14 protein-coding genes are annotated in these 16,691 nt (G+C 67.8%); 2 read left to right on the top strand and 12 right to left on the bottom strand.

The genetic code is table 11. The features are described from left to right. Positions 1-9 precede the first annotated feature (9 nt). The 7 genes from AC3ERT_RS33595 to AC3ERT_RS33565 all read right to left on the bottom strand — a co-directional run bounded on the left by AC3ERT_RS33595 (position 10) and on the right by AC3ERT_RS33565 (position 5,139). Complete coding sequence (locus tag AC3ERT_RS33595) at positions 10-891, bottom strand: helix-turn-helix domain-containing protein (protein ID WP_435178723.1); 882 nt, start codon at positions 889-891, stop codon at positions 10-12. Beyond that, positions 888-1,331 carry a DUF6907 domain-containing protein gene (locus tag AC3ERT_RS33590; protein ID WP_435178721.1) on the bottom strand — a complete coding sequence of 148 codons (444 nt, stop codon included), beginning with the start codon at positions 1,329-1,331 and terminating at the stop codon, positions 888-890. Before AC3ERT_RS33590 ends, AC3ERT_RS33595 begins: the two co-directional genes overlap by 4 nt. A gap of 74 nt (positions 1,332-1,405) precedes the next feature. Continuing rightward, positions 1,406-1,828, bottom strand: a complete 423-nt coding sequence (locus tag AC3ERT_RS33585; RefSeq protein ID WP_435178719.1) for a hypothetical protein — start codon at positions 1,826-1,828, stop codon at positions 1,406-1,408. 393 nt (positions 1,829-2,221) lie between these two features. Further along, a complete protein-coding gene (locus tag AC3ERT_RS33580) occupies positions 2,222-2,809 on the bottom strand; it encodes a class IV adenylate cyclase (protein ID WP_435178717.1) in 588 nt (195 codons plus the stop codon). A 66-nt stretch (positions 2,810-2,875) separates the two neighbouring features. Then, a complete protein-coding gene (locus AC3ERT_RS33575) occupies positions 2,876-3,445 on the bottom strand; it encodes a P-loop nucleotide/nucleoside kinase family protein (protein WP_435178715.1) in 570 nt (189 codons plus the stop codon). Next, positions 3,438-4,340 (bottom strand): radical SAM protein, encoded by a 903-nt coding sequence (locus AC3ERT_RS33570; RefSeq protein ID WP_435178713.1) that lies wholly within the window; start codon positions 4,338-4,340, stop codon positions 3,438-3,440. The genes AC3ERT_RS33575 and AC3ERT_RS33570 overlap by 8 nt, the downstream gene beginning before the upstream one ends. Before the next feature lie 106 nt (positions 4,341-4,446). Beyond that, positions 4,447-5,139, bottom strand: coding sequence for an HAD family hydrolase (locus AC3ERT_RS33565; RefSeq protein ID WP_435178711.1), 693 nt, complete (start codon positions 5,137-5,139; stop codon positions 4,447-4,449). 98 nt (positions 5,140-5,237) lie between these two features. Here AC3ERT_RS33565 and AC3ERT_RS33560 point away from each other — a divergent pair, with 98 nt between their 5' ends. After that, positions 5,238-6,011 carry a DUF5919 domain-containing protein gene (locus AC3ERT_RS33560; RefSeq protein WP_435178763.1) on the top strand — a complete coding sequence of 258 codons (774 nt, stop codon included), beginning with the start codon at positions 5,238-5,240 and terminating at the stop codon, positions 6,009-6,011. Then, positions 5,998-6,465: an NUDIX hydrolase gene (locus AC3ERT_RS33555; RefSeq protein WP_435178709.1), complete on the top strand. Its 468-nt coding sequence runs from the start codon at positions 5,998-6,000 to the stop codon at positions 6,463-6,465. The genes AC3ERT_RS33560 and AC3ERT_RS33555 overlap by 14 nt, the downstream gene beginning before the upstream one ends. Here AC3ERT_RS33555 and AC3ERT_RS33550 read toward each other — a convergent pair. The 5 genes from AC3ERT_RS33550 to AC3ERT_RS33530 form a co-directional block, all read right to left on the bottom strand. After that, entirely contained in the window at positions 6,453-7,040 is a 588-nt protein-coding gene (locus tag AC3ERT_RS33550; protein ID WP_435178707.1) for an HD domain-containing protein, read from the bottom strand. The genes AC3ERT_RS33555 and AC3ERT_RS33550 overlap by 13 nt on opposite strands. A 559-nt stretch (positions 7,041-7,599) precedes the next feature. Further along, the gene (locus AC3ERT_RS33545; RefSeq protein WP_435178704.1) at positions 7,600-10,416 is read right to left on the bottom strand and encodes an RNaseH domain-containing protein; all 2,817 of its coding nucleotides are present in this window, start codon (positions 10,414-10,416) and stop codon (positions 7,600-7,602) included. A gap of 15 nt (positions 10,417-10,431) precedes the next feature. Then, positions 10,432-13,743: a hypothetical protein gene (locus AC3ERT_RS33540; RefSeq protein WP_435178702.1), complete on the bottom strand. Its 3,312-nt coding sequence runs from the start codon at positions 13,741-13,743 to the stop codon at positions 10,432-10,434. Continuing rightward, a complete protein-coding gene (locus tag AC3ERT_RS33535; protein ID WP_435178700.1) occupies positions 13,740-14,987 on the bottom strand; it encodes a restriction endonuclease-related protein in 1,248 nt (415 codons plus the stop codon). Before AC3ERT_RS33535 ends, AC3ERT_RS33540 begins: the two co-directional genes overlap by 4 nt. 60 nt (positions 14,988-15,047) lie before the next feature. Then, a complete protein-coding gene (locus AC3ERT_RS33530) occupies positions 15,048-16,310 on the bottom strand; it encodes a helix-turn-helix domain-containing protein (RefSeq protein ID WP_435178761.1) in 1,263 nt (420 codons plus the stop codon). Positions 16,311-16,691: the final 381 nt, after the last annotated feature.

Below are 16,691 nucleotides of genomic sequence, written 5' to 3'. Positions count from 1 at the left end.
GTTGGTGGGTCAGCGGGTGGTGGTGCGGAGGGTGTGGAGGTGTTCGATGGTCTGCGCGGGGGTGAGGGCGAGGTCGCGCAGTTCGTCGTAGAGGCGGCTCAGTTCCTCGACGTCGTCCGGGTCGTCGGTGAGGTGGTCGGTGAGGGTGCCGTGGGTGTAGGCGAGGGTGGCGCCGACGCGGAAGGACAGCAGTTGGAGGGGACCGTGCAGGTCGTGGGGGCCGGCGTGGAGGGGGAGGAGTTGGAGGGTGATCGCGGGCTCGTGGGCGGTGGCGATGAGGTGGTCGAGTTGGCCGTCCCAGGTGGCCTTGTTGCGGGCGCGGCGGTGGAGGACGAGTTCGTTGAGGACGGCGCGGTAGCGGACCGGGTGGGGTGTGGTGTCGGTGAGGCGGGCTTGGCGTTCGCGGAGTGCGTTGATCTGCGCGGCAAGGACTTCCGGTGACTGTGGGTGGGTGGTGGCGAGGTGTTCTTCGGCGTAGGCGGGGGTCTGGAGGAGGGTGGGGATGGTGGTGAGGGCGTATGCGCGGATGCTGGTCGCGGCTGCTTCCAGGGCGGTGAGTCCGCCGGCTGCGCGTTTGGCTTCGCGTTTGGCCAGCAGCCACAGTCCGGCGAGCAGGTCCCCGGTGTCGTAGAAGCGGTCCAGGGTTTCGGCGACGCGCATGTTGCCGAGCCGTCCGCCGGTTTCCAGGCGGTGGAGGTAGGACTGCTCGTAGTGGCACCGGTCGGCCAGCTCGACCAAGGAGAGGCCGGCCTTCGCGCGCAGGAACGCGAGATGGTGGGCGTACAGGGCGCGGGCGCTCACCTGGCCGGAGGCGATCGCTGCGCGGAAGGCAGCGAGCCGATCAGCGCTGGTGGTCACGGGGTCCACGACAGGCGTGGTGTCGGTTGTCACGGGCGGGTCCCCGTACCGGAGGTGTGGTGGGCGGTCCATTCGGCGCGGATATCGTTGAGCTGGGGGATGACGACACCGTCGAGCCGATCGGCCACCGCGCGCAGGCCCGCGACCAGATCCGCCACCCCCGCCGGGTCAAGGTCGGTCATCCAGTACTCGCCGGCGACCCGCACCGTGACAACCGGGAGGGCCAGTTCAGGAGCCGGGGCGTAGGGCGTGCAGGTGATGCTGGAGGACATGACCTCCAGCTCCTCGGGGGCGACGCTGGAGTTGCCGGGCGAGTACGCCCGCAGGACCTGCCCCGGGAACTCCCGGTAGTGGCAGACGTCCGCCAGCCGCGCGGCCAACTCCTCCGGCGGCACGTCCGCCTCGCTCGGATCCTCGGCGGCCCAAGGAGGCAGGTACCCGGAGACCTGCTCGCCGGCGGTCGTGGTGATCACCCACCGCCGCGTCGAGCTGGTCGTCGCGTCGGGCTCAGTGGCGGGTAAGGGGGAAGACGACGGGACCGCGGGATTCATCGTGCGGAGTTCCTGTTCGTGGTGGGGCGGTGGAAACGGGTGGCGGCGTCGAGCACGCGTCCGTCGGGCGGCCGGTCCTGCTGCGCGAGGAGCGGACCGAAGGCCGCGAGGAGAGCGGGCGGCATGGCCGGGTCGGCCAACTCCCAGCTGTGGCCGCCGGGGTGCCCGGCGAACTCGCTGCATGCCTCACCACCGTCGGCGGTGGCGACAGGGCAGTCGGGAAGCAGGAGGGCGAGGCAAGGCTCGACGCCGTCACGCCAGGCGGCCCAGACGGTGCCGGTGCCCGGACCACGCAGGTTAAGCACCACCCCGTGGTGGACCCGACCGCGGTGGGCCTGGAGCGTGCAGACCAACCGCGCCACCGCGTCCTCCGCCACATACACCAGCCCGTCCCACGCAGGTGCAGTGGCGTTGGCCATGCCCAGAGCCACCTCGACGAGCCGGGACGGCACCAAGGTCTGCCGACCACAAGCGAAGCCGCGCGGACAGCACTTGGACATCGGGGGCACTCCATCGATTGCTTCGTGTGGGGATGGGTTGGGCCCGCTCCGGTCGCGGGCAGATGCCGTGGATCCGGCACGCCCGCGGAGAGCTGGGGACGTGGATTCCTGCTCGACTCGACATAGCCGAAGCGGGGGAAGACCGCTCCAGCGGCGGAAGGTGCCCGCTGCCGCGCGCACGGGGACCGGAGTGTGCACAGCAGTGTCGGGTGACGCGCGGGCGGGCCACTGGAGCTGGAGCGAACGCAGCCGATTACGGGTATCGCTCGGTGCCGCAAGGAGACCTCCGTCGGCACGGCTGCGCTCCGGTGATCACTGCCTCTGCGCGGGCGGCGCGGGCTGTTCGCCCTTGTGGACGTCGGAGAACAAGAGGGTGGGCTCGGCGAGGATGTCGCGGCCGGCCTCGCTCTTGTAGATGGTGTCGACGCTGCCGAAGCGGGCGTCCAGGTAGTCGAGCCCAAGGCATGCGGCCGCCTCGCGGACCGATGCCTCGTCGGGGCCTTCGATCTCCAGGAAGGTGGGGAGGTCGGGCCAGGTGTCGAAGTCGTACGTGACGTCGCCGAGTTGCCACTCCTCGCGGAAGTTCTCCTGGTAGCGCACTTCGCGCAGACCGACGTTGCGGAGGATCTCGGCCATCGCCTGCAGGTCGCTGACCTCGGTCTCGATCTCGGTCGTCCCGTGGATCGAGGTGGCGTCGGTGACCTGCTTGAGGGTGAGCGTGGTGCGGATGCCCTCGGTGCGGAGCCGTACCCACTGCGAGCCGTCGAGGGCGTCGCTGTCGAAGATCTTCCGGGTGAGCAATGTCCGGGGGAACGTCTGGGCCGCGCCCAGCTCCGCCAGCTTGGTCTGGAGATCGTCCACGTCGACGGCGAGGAACTTCGCCTCGTACTCGTGCTTCATGATCGTTTCATGGCCTTTCGTGGGTCCTTGAGGGCGGCAGGGCGCGAAGTGCGTCCGTGTCGCGGATCAGCGGGTAGGACGGATCGGAGGTGCGGGCGGCACGGAGAGGATGGCGCGGACGACCTCTTGCGGCGTGCGGCCTGTCGTGTCCACCGAGCGCATCGGGAAGGGGGCGTAAGCGTCGGTGATCTGCTCGGCCACCTCCTCTGCGAGCCCGTCCCAGCGTGAGGTGGGCTTGTGGCGGGTGGCGAGCCGGCGTCGGCGTTCGTCCTCGTCGCAAACGAGGTGGTACGTGACCGGCTGGGGCAGGTCCGGCGGCAGGGCTATGCCCAGGCGAGCGCCGAACGCGCGGTGGTTGGCCAGGCACCGGGCGAAGTAGCTGTCCACGACGACCGGGGTTCCAGCCGACAGGTGCAGTCGGATGGCGTCCGCGGCGGTGAACAGCGCGGAGAGGTAGAAGGCCATTCGGGCTTCTACGTTCTCTCCTGCGTCGATCTCCGGCCGCAACTGCTGGTAGACGGTGGGGACCGTGGGGACGACTACTGCTCCGCGGGCGGCCGCAAGCAGTGGCGCGACGGTTGACTTCCCGGTGCCGCGCAATCCTTCGAGGCTCTCGAAGAGCGGCTGGTCAGGCACGGGCGTAGAGCACACCGGGCACCGCGAGGACGATCTCGTCGGTGGCGGAGGGCCGGTGGACGATGTGGCCGGCCTGCTTGTCGTACCAGAAGGCGTGGGCGTCCTTCCCGACCGCCTTACACGACATCGTCAGGCCGCCGCGCGGGTCTGCCTCGATCCGGGGGATGGAGACGGTGCTCGCTGCCGGCCCGCGGCTTTCCGGCGTTCCTTCCTCCGACAGGTCCTCGTCCACGATGACCTCGATGGCGAGGTGGGAGGTCCGGAGTTGTTCGCGCAGCCGCGCGTACGCGGTCGTGTCGGAGATGCGCAGTTCGGGGTGATGGGCGGCGTTGCCGACGGGCCGCAGGCGGTGGAGCTTCAACTGCCGGGCACCGTAGTCCTGAAGGGTGCGGGCCAACGGCAGCACCTCGTCGATGTTGCGTGCGTTGACCGTCATGGTCGCGCCGGTGGGGATGCCGAGGTCGCGGGCGTGGTTCAGGGCGCTGAGGGCGCCCTGGTAGCTGCCGTACCGACGGATGGCGTCGTTGGTGGCGCCGTTGCCCTCCAACGAGATCCGCAGCAGGTCCAGGTACGGGGCGATCTCGGTGAGACGGCGTTCGATGCGGTAGCCGTTGGTGCAGATCTCGACGTGCAGGTCCAGCTCCTGCTTGGCGTAGCGGACGACCTCGGGCAGGTCCTTGTGGAGGAAGGGCTCGCCGCCGAGGAGGTTGACGGCCTCGGTGCCGTACTCCTTGTGCATCAGCCTCATCAGCGTGACCGCCTCTTCGAGGGTGAACGCGTCCAGGTGCTGGAGGCGCTCGCCGTGGAAGCAGTGCTGGCAGGCGAAGTTGCAGCGGTAGAGGAGTTGCAGGTACAGCATCCGGACCGTCCGGATGCCGGTGACTTCCGTGATCATGTGGGCCTCACTGGCGAGTTGCCTGGTTGAGGCTCTGATAGTGGCCGGGCGGTTCGGGACCGCATCACCGCGTAAAGGGACGCTCCGGGGACGTCCTGGGACGTTTTCAGCCCCGCTCGATGCCCTTCAGCAGACCGAGGACACGGTCGGTGTCCGAGAGGTCCGGCAGTACGACGGACGCGCCGGCGGCTGCGAGTGCGGACGGGCTGTCGACACCACTGGCCACGGCGATGATGTGCGCGCTTGAGGCGCGGGCGGCTTCGACGTCCCGGGGTGTGTCTCCCACGAGCACGGTGGGCGTCCCCTCGGCCAGGCCGCGGTCCCGCTGAATGCGACGACGGGCGACATCCACAAGGTGTGGACGCTCCAGGGCGTCGGCACCATACGCGCCGACCGACAGATCGACGAGGGAGTCGAGATCGAAGGCCGAGAGCTTCACACGCGCGTTGGCCGCGACATTGCCGGTCAGCACGGATGACACCCAACCCGCTTGCGCCGAGGCGCTCTTGAGCGCATCACGTGCTCCAAGGAGCGCCGATCCGCGCTTGCGAAGCTCGCCCGACCGTTCCTCGCCCGACCGCGCGAGTGCGGCTTCGACCTCCGCCCAGGCGGGTTCGTGCAAGCCGTTCCGCTGGAACATCTCCCGCATGATCAGACGGTCCGTACGTCCCTCGGTGACCGCCGGCCGCGCAGCGGGGCAGCCCGCCACGGTCTCGAAAGCGGCAGCGTAGATCTCCTTGCTCACGCCGGCGTTGTCGATGAGCGTGTGGTCGATGTCCCACAGAACGATGAGCGCCATACGTCCAGCGTATTCGTGACACGGGAACCGTCGATTCTGCTCCCGGGCCGGCGGAAGAGGCTTGCCCACCCGCAACACCGTCGGCTTGTATGGCCTTTGTGAACGAGCGACTCCACTCTGTACTCGCCCAGCGTGGTGTGACGCCCGAGTTGCTCGCCGCAGCCTGCGAGGTCGACCCGAAGACCGTCGGCCGCTGGCTCGGCGGACGCATCCCGCACCCGCGCCACCGCTACCGCGTCGCTGAGCACCTGCGCGTGGAAGAGTCCTTCCTCTGGCCCGTCGAGCAAGCGTCGAGCAGGCCGACAGGGGGTGCCCGCAGCACCGAATTGATCGGCACCTTCCAGAACCGGGCCAGCGTGCCACGGGAGATGTGGCTCGCCTTGCTCCAACAAGCACAGGAACAGATCGACGTGCTCGTCTTCTCCGGGACGTTCTTCGCCCAGAGCAACCCGCACGTGGCCAGGATGCTCGCGACCCGCGCGGCCGCCGGAGTCCGTGTACGGCTCTGTTTCGGCGCACCCGACGGCCAGGCGGTAGCCAACCGCGGTCGTGAGGAGGGCATCGGCGACACGCTGGCCGCCAAGATCCGCGCTTCTCTCTTCTACTACCGCTCGCTGTTGACGGTGGCCGGATGCGAGGTCCGTCTCCACGACACGACCCTCTACAACTCGCTCTTCCGCTACGACAACACGCTCCTGGTGAATCCGCACGTCCTCGGTCAGCCAGCGAGCGCGAACCCGATCCTGCACCTCAAATGGGCGGGGGCGGGAGGCTGGTTCGACGACTACGCTCACAGCTTCGACCACGTCTGGGCCAGCGCGCACCCCTGGACACCCGAGAGCGAGGGAACCGCCACGCATGGGCAGGACTGAGTACTACAACGACCCCCACGCCCCCAAGGCAAACACCCTCATCCCCGCCAGCAACCTCCTGGTCGTGGACGAGGCCGGCGCGATCCTCCTGCAACGCCGTCGCGACACCGGGCAGTGGGCGCTGCCCGGCGGGGCCCAGGACATCGGTGAGACCGCTGCCCAATGCGCGATCCGCGAGTGCCTCGAAGAGACCGGCATCATCGCGGAGATCAACGGCTTCCTGGGCGTCTACACCAACCCGAAGCACATCGTCGCCTACACCGACGGCGAGATCCGCCAGCAGTACGAGAACACCTACATCGGCCGCCCGGTCGGCGGCGAGCCCACCATCAACAACGAGGCCGACGGCGTCCTTTGGGTTCAACCCGACGACCTCGACCACTACGACATCCACCCCAGCATGCGCCAGCAGATAGGCGACTACCTCACCGGCACCTACCCTTACCTCGGCTGAACCGCGGCCAGCCCCTTCTCGATACGTCCCACAGCAGCGATGATCTTCGGCTCCGCCCGCCGGATGAACCTGCCGACGATGCTGTCCGCCCCGTACCTGCCGACGATCTCCGCGACACGCTCCCCCGCGGTGGTCTGCTTGCCGCCCGGCGTCGTCGTCATGTCGCAGTACACCAGCGCGTCCACGAGCAGCTGGTCCTCCACGAGCGGGAACTCGTCCTCCAACGCCTCCCTCAGCCCTCGCTCCTCGGCCTCAAGAAGCGCGAACGAATGGTTGGCCACCAGCCTCGTCAGTTGGTCATCAGCGGTGTGCTCGTCCCGCAGGAATCGCGCGCCGTCCAGCGGATGGAACCCAGTGACCGCCAGGCGGGGCGCGTAGCCGACGTCATGCAGCACCGCCGCCGAGCGAAGAAGAGCCGCCTGCTCACCAAGCAGTTTCGCCAACTCCTCGGCGCGCGCCGCAACACCTTGGGAGTGCGCCCAGCGCCGCGGAAGCGCCCCCGCCAATTCGCTCTCGGCTACGGACCAAGCCCAGTACACAAAGTCCTCCAGGTCAATTTCGACAAGCGTCGGCAAGGGCGAGCCCTGAGCATCTGAGTTCCTAGCCCGTCCCCCGTACCGTAGCCTGCGCTTCGTGGAGTAATGCTTGCACTGGGCTACCAACGTGGCCGTCCGATAGCCGTGCAAGTCCCACGACGCAGCGCCACGATGTCGTTCTCGGACCCATCCCCTGGGAATCCCGTCCACGACGGCCCCAGTAGGACGGCTGAGCTTGATCGCGTCCTTGCGACGCCAGCCCTGATCCGCTTCACGGGGGCAGCGGTTCGCACGCCACAAGCGCCGTACTCACGGTCTGCGAAGTCGAGGTAGAAGTCCCCGTCAGCGTCGGTCGATCCGTAGGTGTATTCGGCGTTTTCCTACCCCGCCCAGAACTCACGGGACGGATCGCCGACCGCGCGCATCCGATTGGGACTCTCGTACCGCTCGTCACATTCGACAGCAACATCCTGGAGTGGCGGCCCACCCTGTTCGGGGCGTAGGACGACAACTGCGACACCGGATCCGGTCAGTCCGGAGAGACCACGCGGGGATGGAGGGAACCGCTCCGTCCCCGCGTCGGCCCACGTTCCCCCTTTTACTCGGTTGTTTCTTCCCCTTCGCCTTCGTCCCGGCTTCCTGGTTCCGCATCGGCTACCTCGCGCCGATACTGCGGGTGGTCGAGGTCCATTTGCCGAGCTGCATGCAGAGGCACCGGGTAGCGGGCGCGGTCGGACCAGAAGAGGGTCTGGTGGCACAGACGGGCGGTCATAGCCGACAGCGCCTCACGTGCCTCGTCGGACGGTCCCCCGATGGGGAGGATCTCGGTGGCGGTCATGGCGTAGAAGTTCTGCGGCATCTCGCCCTTGCGGCGCTTCGACCGGTCCTCTGACTGCACGGATTTCTCCGCTTCCCATCGAGTGCGCTTGGAGCCCAGTCGACCGGCGCCGCTGCCGTCGAAGGCGCGAGGCACATTGCACAGCAGCCATATCGGCGTTCCGAAGTCCGTGTCGACTTCGAAGAGCAGCGTCGAGGTGTCCTTCTCAACGGGTTCGGCGCCGTCCTTCTTGCCCAGGTGGGTGACGCTGACGGGCTGTGGCACTTCTTCGTCGTCCGTGTTGAGGCGGATGACGGCCAGCGGGGCGTCCTGGCCAAGGCGTGCTCCGGGGAGCTGGTATCGGCTGCGGTTGCCGTCAGCTCCTGCCTGCGCGAGATGTTCGCCGAGGCGAACGTTCTGCAAGCCGTCCCACATGCGTCGCGCGGACTGCGCGTCCACGGTGACTGTGTAGGGCACGCCGTCCAGCTCGTCGGCGAGGTCGCCGAGGGCGCGCTCCACCATATCGGCGGCACCGTCCCACTTCTGCCGATAGCTCGTGGTCTCCGCGGAAGGTTCGGGATACGGGTGGGTGTGGAAGGCGTTCTGAGCCGAGCGGTACGGCCGCCATACCGGGGCCGTGGAACTCCAGCCGAGCAGGGACCATGCCCCTTGTGGGGACTGGGGCGGGACCAGCGCGGTGGCCGTAATGACGAGCTTGGGTTCGCCCTTCTCGCCGTAGCGTCGGTTCTGCTGTCGCACATGCACGCCGACATGGGCCAGCCGGTCGACCGGGAATTCGCTCGTACCCTGAAGAGCATTGGAAATCCGCTCGTCAGTGACGCCGAGGGAGCGGTACAGGTCGAGCAGAGCCATCTGCGCCGGGTGGTCTTCGCCGCCCGGCTCGATGACACCTTCCTTTCCGCGGCCCTTCAGATACTGCGATGGAACGTCGAGGCGAGCCAGGAGCGCCTTCGTCTGCGGCTTGGCATCCATGTCGTCCAGGTCACGAGCGTCGATGCCAGGGAAGTCATCGGCGTGCGGCAACTCGGTCTCGCACCATGCGCCGACCAGGACTCCGTCACGGGACCTGAGCGAGGCGCTCACAGCCCCCAGCGCTTCTGCCCGGTCCCGCCCGCGACCGGGCCGCAGAAAGTCCGGTACATAGTGGAAGACGGCTGCGATGCGGCCCTGGTAGAGGTCGAGCTCGACGCCCTCCTGGGTGTCAAGGCCGGCAGGGCTGAGTCCGAAAGCGTGGCAGAACGTCTGCAGCATGCGCTGCCGGGTCTCGTCCCGATACCACAGGCAAGCGATGCGGAGCTTCTTGAAGCCGGCCTCGGCGACGGAGACGCAGAGCGACTCCGCTGACGGGAACAGGCTGCCCCGCGGGCGCAGTGGCTCCTTGCTGCCGGTCCGCTCGCGCTCCTCCTTGCGGCGCTTGTACTCCTGGGCCGAGACCTTTTCAGGGTCGGTGGGACGTCGCGGCAGGGTCATCGCGGACTGGCGAAGGGACAGGCATTGGGCATCATCGCCGAAGACAGCGTCTGCGTGAGCCCGCAGGAGCCTCAGGTGGTGCATACCCACGCCCGTTCCGATGGGGTGTTGGTAGTTCTTCGCGGGGATGGGCCAGATCTGGCCCGGGTGCTCGCGAGGGAACTGGAGCTTCTCTTTGAAAGCCCTGGCCCGCTCGCGAAGCTTCTGCTCGCGCTCGGAACGCTTGGCAATGGACTGCAGAATTGAGTAGTCCATCTCCAGTCGGCCGAGCGCTTGCAGGGTCTGCCGCGGGATCGTCTTTGTTCCGCCCCGCCCGTTGAGCTTGACCTCCAGGATCGGGCGGCCCTCCCCGGGCTGGACGGCAAGTGCCGTGGAGCTGAAGATCAGCGAGGACGAGATGCGGGAGACGCGCGCGTCCAAGAGCAGCACGGGATGCTGCACGTTCGGCAGGGTTTTAAGACGCACCGCCGTTCGGCACACGGCGTAGCGACCGCCGCTCTCGTTCTCCCAGGGATCGTCCAACGCCACCAGGCCGCCGGTGATATCGGGACGCAGTGTGATCTCTCGGCCGTTGGAGAGCTGGAAGGGAACGGCTGCGAGACGCTCTGCCAGCCCCCACCCCACGCTCTTGTAGAGCCAGTTAGGTGCATCCGGTTGTGCTCCCTTGGCCCCCGCCAAGTGCTCCTCCAGAGCGAATTCCTGCTCCGGAGTCCTCGCGATGCGCACCGCGAGATCGGGCGGCTGCCTCAGGTCGATCACCTCTACCTGTTCACCGAGGGCGAGGCCGTACGTCAGGCTGAAGGCTTTGCACAGCAGATCGCTGTCGATCGGCTGCCGGGATACCAGGAACGGCGCCGCGCCCTTGGGCTCGAAGTACACATACCCGCCAGTGATCACCTGGAGCACGGTCGTGGCGATGGTGTACGGAGCTTGGGCCTCCTCCTTGCCGAAGCGCTTCCTGCACTGGGCGGTGAAGGTGGCCCACAGCTTGGCCGTCTCCGTGTCCAGCTGGCGCACGTGAACCGTCGCGTCGCCCACCAGAGCGGGAGTGCAGCGGTAAGCCAGTGTGTGCAGGTACTTTCCCGGCTCGAGGTTCTGGTCGTTCACTCGTCTCTTCTCTTTTCAGTGGGTGAGGGTCGGGTCGATGCCCGCGTAGGAGAGGAAGGCGTTGAGGGCTTCCCCGTACAGGTCGTTCATCTGGCGCTTCACCGCCGGCGGCCACTGCTCGTGGATGCGACGCAGGACAGTTTCCAGGTCGGAGCTCCAGGTGTCCTCGTGGAAGGCGTAGTCGACCAGGTGCAGGACGGCCTCGGTACCACCACGACGGGCCCGTCCGGCCAGCTGGATCAGGTCGACGACGACACCCGCGACAACCTCCTCCTGGAGCGACTTGGGCATGGAGGTGAACTGGGGTGTCGCGCGCAGGATCAGTTCGAGCCGTTGCCATGCGGCGGTGCGTGCCTTCTCCAACGCGTCGTCGGGGTTGGCGGTGCCGCCCTCTGGGAGTGCGAGCAGCCCGGCGGCGTTGACACTGGCGTACATCTCCGCGGGTTCGGCGAACAGCGCCAAGGGTCGGACGCAGAGGTAGACCGAGCGCACGGCGGAACGGATACCGACCACGATGTTCAGACCGCGGGCGATCAGGGCCAGGGGGACGACCAGGACGTTGCCGTACTGCGGGAAGTCCTCGAACTGCTCGGCTGTGAGGCGAGTGGCGATGTTCTCCCGAGGCAGGTCGGGGTCGGGGCTGTGCCGGTCGCCGTCCCGCACGGCCACGCAAAGCCCTTCGCGGTAGGTGCCGGCCTGGGCGATGCCTCGGGCCAGCCAGGCACACTGCTGGTAGGAGTTGGCCACGACCAGGACGTGCGCGCGGTCCTTGTCCTTGGCACGCTGTCGCTCCAGCTCTCGGTAGATGTACTGGTCGTACAGCTCCGTGCCAAGCTCGATCAAGGCGCCCTTCTTGCGGCTCGGGTGCTGGCCCGAGACCTTGATCGGCTCGCCGTACATGGGGTGACCCTCGCCGTACTCGATACGGTGGCGTCGAGCGCGGATCGAACGGGCCTGGGCATCGGTCATCCACCAGCGCACGGGCGCGTGGACGTGCTCGCGTACCGCCTGGGGAAAGTACGCCGTGGCGGACAGGCCCATGACGGGACGCTCGACCCCAGCCAGGCACAGTGAGACAAGGCCGCCCAGCTCTGCGGTGAAGGTGTGCGGGTCGCCCGCGATGCTCTGCGCGACAAGTTCGGCGTCGCTCTCCCTCTTGTCCAGGCCGGTTACGCGATATCCCGTGATTGAGCGCCCCAACAGGCCAAGCGGGAGGACGGCCGAGACGGCACTCGGGCTGAGCGTCTCGGCGATCCGCTGCGCGGAGCGAAGGCCGGAGGGGCGGTAGTGCTGCACGCAGGTGCGCAGTTCGGAGAGCGCCTCGTCCAGCTCGGTCAGGGTCGCCCGGGTGACGAGCAGGTTGACCGCCTGGGCACGCTGGTGCGGGTCCTTCACCCGTGACTCCAGCAGCCGGTGCAGATCGAGCTTCACAGCGTCGAGCAGTTGTTGGCCACGCGGGGCCACCAGCGCCTCCAGAGCGCGGCGCACCTCGTCCCACCCCACCTCCGTCGGATCGCTCTCCGTGGCGCGTGGCTGCAGGTAGCGGGCGGGCGTGAGGCCCTGGAGGCGTCGAGCGAGGTCGGCTGGAAGGTCAGTCTCCCCGGAGGTGGCCAGGTCCGGCCAGAGCAGACGGATCAGCTGCCGGTCACGGCCACGGGCCAGGTGCCAGCGAAGCCCGGTGCGGTCCGGCACCCGATTCTCCGCGCGCTCGTCCTCCCTGACATCCAGACGCAGCGCATTGCTGCATACGGCGAGCAGCAGGAACTCCGCCATCAGACGTACCTGGCCGACCGATGGCAGCAGGTCGGCCTCGGCCGAGATCGGCAGCCGCTTCGCGTCCGTGTCCATCTCCTGCGGGGCTGCCGTCCAGTGCCTGCGTGAGTGCAGGACGACCTCGCCGGCGCATCGATCCACCGCCCTCGACTGGAACTGGTCGACCTCGTCGACGAGGACGGCGTGGCAGGTGCGCAACGCGAATTCGGCAACGCTCACCCCCTGAACGGGGCGCCCGTCAAGGTTCACACCGATGCGCAGGTTGCCCTGGAGAAAGGCGAAGTGATTCGTCACGACCACGTGCGCCGAACAGGCTTCGTATACGGGGGCAAACTTGCCGCAGGTGGGAATCCAGGGACAGGCGGACGCACCCAAGTTCTGCCGGTACAGGGACAGGCAAGGCTCACGGCCGGGCGGATAGTCGGCGTTGGACTCCAGCAGTGGTCGCTGGGCGCACCCGTAGGAGAGCGGATCCACGTCCCGTTCGCCGCTCTCTCCCCACTCTCCCGGTGCCTGCGGGTCTTCATCGATGAGACGGGCCAGCTTGTGCGCGCGCTCGTGCATGCCTGATGAGGACATCAGGTGCGCACAGCCGGTCTCGTGCTTGATGACGCCGAGGCCCTGCAGGACGCGCAGGTCGGACCGGATCTTGCGGGTGATGGCCAGGCACGCCTTGATGTCGGGCAGCACGATGGCCACCCGGTGGCCCTGCTGGGCGAACCATGCGGCCAGGACGCGCACCAAGACGCTCTTGCCCGTCCCGGTCGGCGCGTGGAAGATCTCCAGGCCGCCGGCCGTCATCCGCAGCGCTTCCTGTGGGCTGATGGAGTCGGACGTCTGCAGGACGGAGAACAGGCCCTTCAGGACCGCGTGGAGGTACCGCTTCTCCTCCGGCTCACCGCCCTCGATCTGCGCCGCCAGTTCGAGCAGGTCCTCCGTGGGGATACGGAGGTTGTCCAGCGGGGGTGCGGTGGCGATGTGCGGCAGCCGGTCGTGGCCGAACGCCTCGGTGAAGCCGGGATAGGTGGGGATCGTCAGCTGGCCATGTACTTGGCCGACGCCCTGCACGCTGATCTCCCCCGTCTTCCAGACTCCGGAGCCGGCGAACTCAGGGGGCTTCGGCCGCGCGCTGGGCCGCCGATACCGGGCGATCTGCCGGTCGACGTAGGCCAGCAGGTCACCGCCGACCCGGGGGATGGCTGCCTCGGCAGTGAACGGATCTCCACCTGCGGGTTCGAAAGTGAGCAGCTTCTGGGGCTCACCAGGGTCCCCGTCACCGAGGGCTGTGAGCAGTGCGCGGGCGGCGGGAGTGAAGTTCCGTACGTCGCCGAACTTGCCAGGAGCGGTGCGGTACACGTCGACGATGCGTCGGCGTTCTTCGCTCGTCAGCTCCGGCCACCGGTCCCAGGCCCGGAACTGGCCGGACAGCAGGAAGGCCGCCTTCCGGAAGGGGGCTGCGGGCGCATCGTTGTCCACAGCCGTGTCAGGGAAGTAGTAGGCAGCCAGCGCGAGTGAGGCGCACAGGGCTGTCTGTTCCACGGATGGCTCGCTCACGACCAGGCCACCCCCGAACGCTCGCAGACCATCTCGCCGAACTCGGACGCCGTGGCTACCTTCAGCCCGTACTTCGCCCCCACTCCAGACAGCAGGTGCACCTGGCTGGCGCGGTGGTCTGGAACCACCAGCCACTCTGCTCCTCCGCTGTCGCCTTCCTGTGCGTGGATCAGTTGCGCGAGCGCGGTGCCCGAGGTGTAGTCCTTCACGTCCACGCGAAAGTGCTCCTTCTTCCGTGCCCGCTTGCGCCCGACGTGTACACACAGGTCGTAGGCATCCAGGGCGGGCCACAGCTCCACCTTGAGGCCCCGTTCGACCAACCGGTCCCGCAGCGCCAGCTCCGCCAGCCCGGGAACGCAGGTGTACCGCCACACCCCCCGTACCAGAGCCTTATGCCCCTCCACAGGTTTCGCCTCTGGGACGCATTCCAGGTCGGGCCAGAGGACTGCCTCCCGCTCACCCGGGGGAGGCGGAGGCGGCTCCGGCAGCAGCTCAGGCGGAACAATCCCCTCGACCGGGCGGAAGCGATACGTGGCGCCCATTTCCTGGTGCGGCGTGTGCCAGCAGGCGACCACCCCGACCTGCTGCCCCGCCTCACGACGCAGTGCGACGCGCATCGGCCACCGGCATACGGGGCACGCGAACCACCAGTCCCGGTACCTCGAGGCATAGGGGATGTCCTCGTACAGATCCGCGACGAGCGGAGGCAGCCTCAGTTCACTCAGCTCGCTCACCGGGCCCGCCGGGTAGCGGATCAGATCGGTACGTCCGCTCTCGTAGACCTTCTGGTTGCCCGCCTTGCACAACTGGGCGAAGGCCGTTTCCTGCGCAACCTCGTCGTCCAGGTCCTGGCCACTGAGCAGGCCGGCATCTCGGCCACCCTTCTGCAGGATGCGGAGCACCAGGCGCTGTTCCGTGGCGATATCGAAGGCGTCTTCCGTTACGTGCCCGTCGGCATCGACCGCGCGAAGTTCGTCGACGTCCCACCCAGGGACACCTTCAGGCAAGAGCTGGGAGGGATCACCGCGAACCTGGCGCCGGAAGTCCGCAAAAGACAGCTCACTGGCCGGTCCGCGCGCCGCCAGCAGCGCGCCGTGGCACTCCATCAAGACCTTGAGGCGGGCGGAAGGGCTCACGCCGGGGGCCGTCATCGCGTCGGCCGCACGTAACACCGAGCGTGCCACCAGAGACTTCACCCATAGCTCATCGGTCGGCCGAACGCCGTTGTGCGTCGCGTTCCTCATGAGCCCAGAGGGTAAGAGCTGCCACTGACAATTCGTCGGGCCTTGTACGGAAGAGATGGATTATGAGTGTTCGCCGGCGAGCGTGGCGACGCCCGTGGTATCCACCTGCGGATACCGACGGCCGTACTCGTCCAGGTACTCAACTGCGTGCCGCAGCCCGACCGGGGTCAGCCTCCATCGGTACCCGACGACGTGACTCCCATCGGCCGCTAGTACCGGCACCTCATCGATGAATCCCCGGCTCGGCCGCCCTGCAGACCGGTTCTTGTAGCCGACACCCAGGTAGAACGGGGCCCGGCCAGATAGTGCGTCCCGCTCCAGCCCGTCCGGGCCTGCCTCGGCCACCCGGACCATGACGCCCCAAAGCCACTCGGACAACAGAGGCATGTCCGGCCGCTGCTCCGCGCGCTCGCCCAGTCCAGCGCGGGCGGCTGCTCTGCCCCGCCTCGTCATCTCCACCCGAATCCTGGTCACCTCACCAGCTTCCGCGTGATGCACCACATCAGTGCTGGTCACCAGGAGTCCTCGGCGTGCCAAAGCGTGCACCGTCGAGCCGGCTCCAGGATCGTGCACTCCATGGCGCCGCAAGCGTTCCTGTAGCCGCGTGTAGCCCACGACATCCGCTGGTGCGCGGAGAGCAAGGGGGAGCTTGCGCCACTCCGCAGGGCGAAGCACGGGCAATTGATGCGTCCGGCGCATCCACATCTCCGTCTCCGTCATGCGCTCGTCCCGAAGGATCTCACCGAGGTAGACCTGCTGCCGTTCGTTCAACGATCGCCAGGCAGCCTCGGCCGAGTCGCTCGAACCCCTCTGAGGCTGACGCCTCGGGCGCACCGGCGCCGACTCATCAGGGCGGGTACGCATCCAAGCGTCCACAACCATGCGCACGGGCACGCCATAGATCTTGGCCAGCGCAGTAGGGAGACGCCCCACCACGTCGCGATCACGCCAATTCCGGCCATGTACGGGACGCCCCTGCTCCAAAGCGGAGAGCCTCGGGCCCGACAGACACAGGTCACGCCCGACACGCGTCCGGCGCAGCAGCTCCACCGCCAGATCGAGGGTCAGGCCGGCAGCAAACCGCAGGTCAACGAGCCCCTCCTCCCCACGGCGAACCCCAGTGAGCTCCTCCACATCGCAGTGAAGCGCCGCTGCCATCTTCCGCAGTCGCTGCGGTGTTGGCGTGTGCCGCCCTGTCTCGTAGAAGAACACCATGCGCGTCGAAACCCCGACTCGCCGGGCAAGTTCAGTCTTCGACAGCCCCGCACGCTCCCGCAGCGCCGCAAGGCGACTGGGAGCTATCACGCGAACGGGCAATGGCATGCCTCCATAGAACTGCAATGAAGACTTCATGGCAATGGCTGACCACTGTTGGTGGCGAACGCTGCCTGGACCGACCAGTGGCACTGCCCCCTCACACCGTCCACCGGTACGGCTCCAACGCCGGGAAATAGGCTGGCGCGAACCACAGGGCACGGTCCGCCCCCGCGCGTGCTGCGCAGAGGACCGTTGGTCTCAGTTCTGGTCTCATTCAGCCGTGTTCCCGACCGTCCGACCGATGGACGGTCGAGCCATCCATCGCAGGTCAGCACAGACCTGTCCACCCGCGATCAGCGCCGCGACCCGTTGGAAAGCGTGTTGGGGGCAACCCCTCACGAGTTCGAATCTCGTATCCTCCGCACCGGCTCACCAGCCGAAACGTGG

The organism is Actinacidiphila sp. bgisy145 (assembly GCF_057708125.1).
Note: the sequence above shows the minus strand (reverse complement) of the source record. Positions and strands in the feature narration are given on the sequence as shown.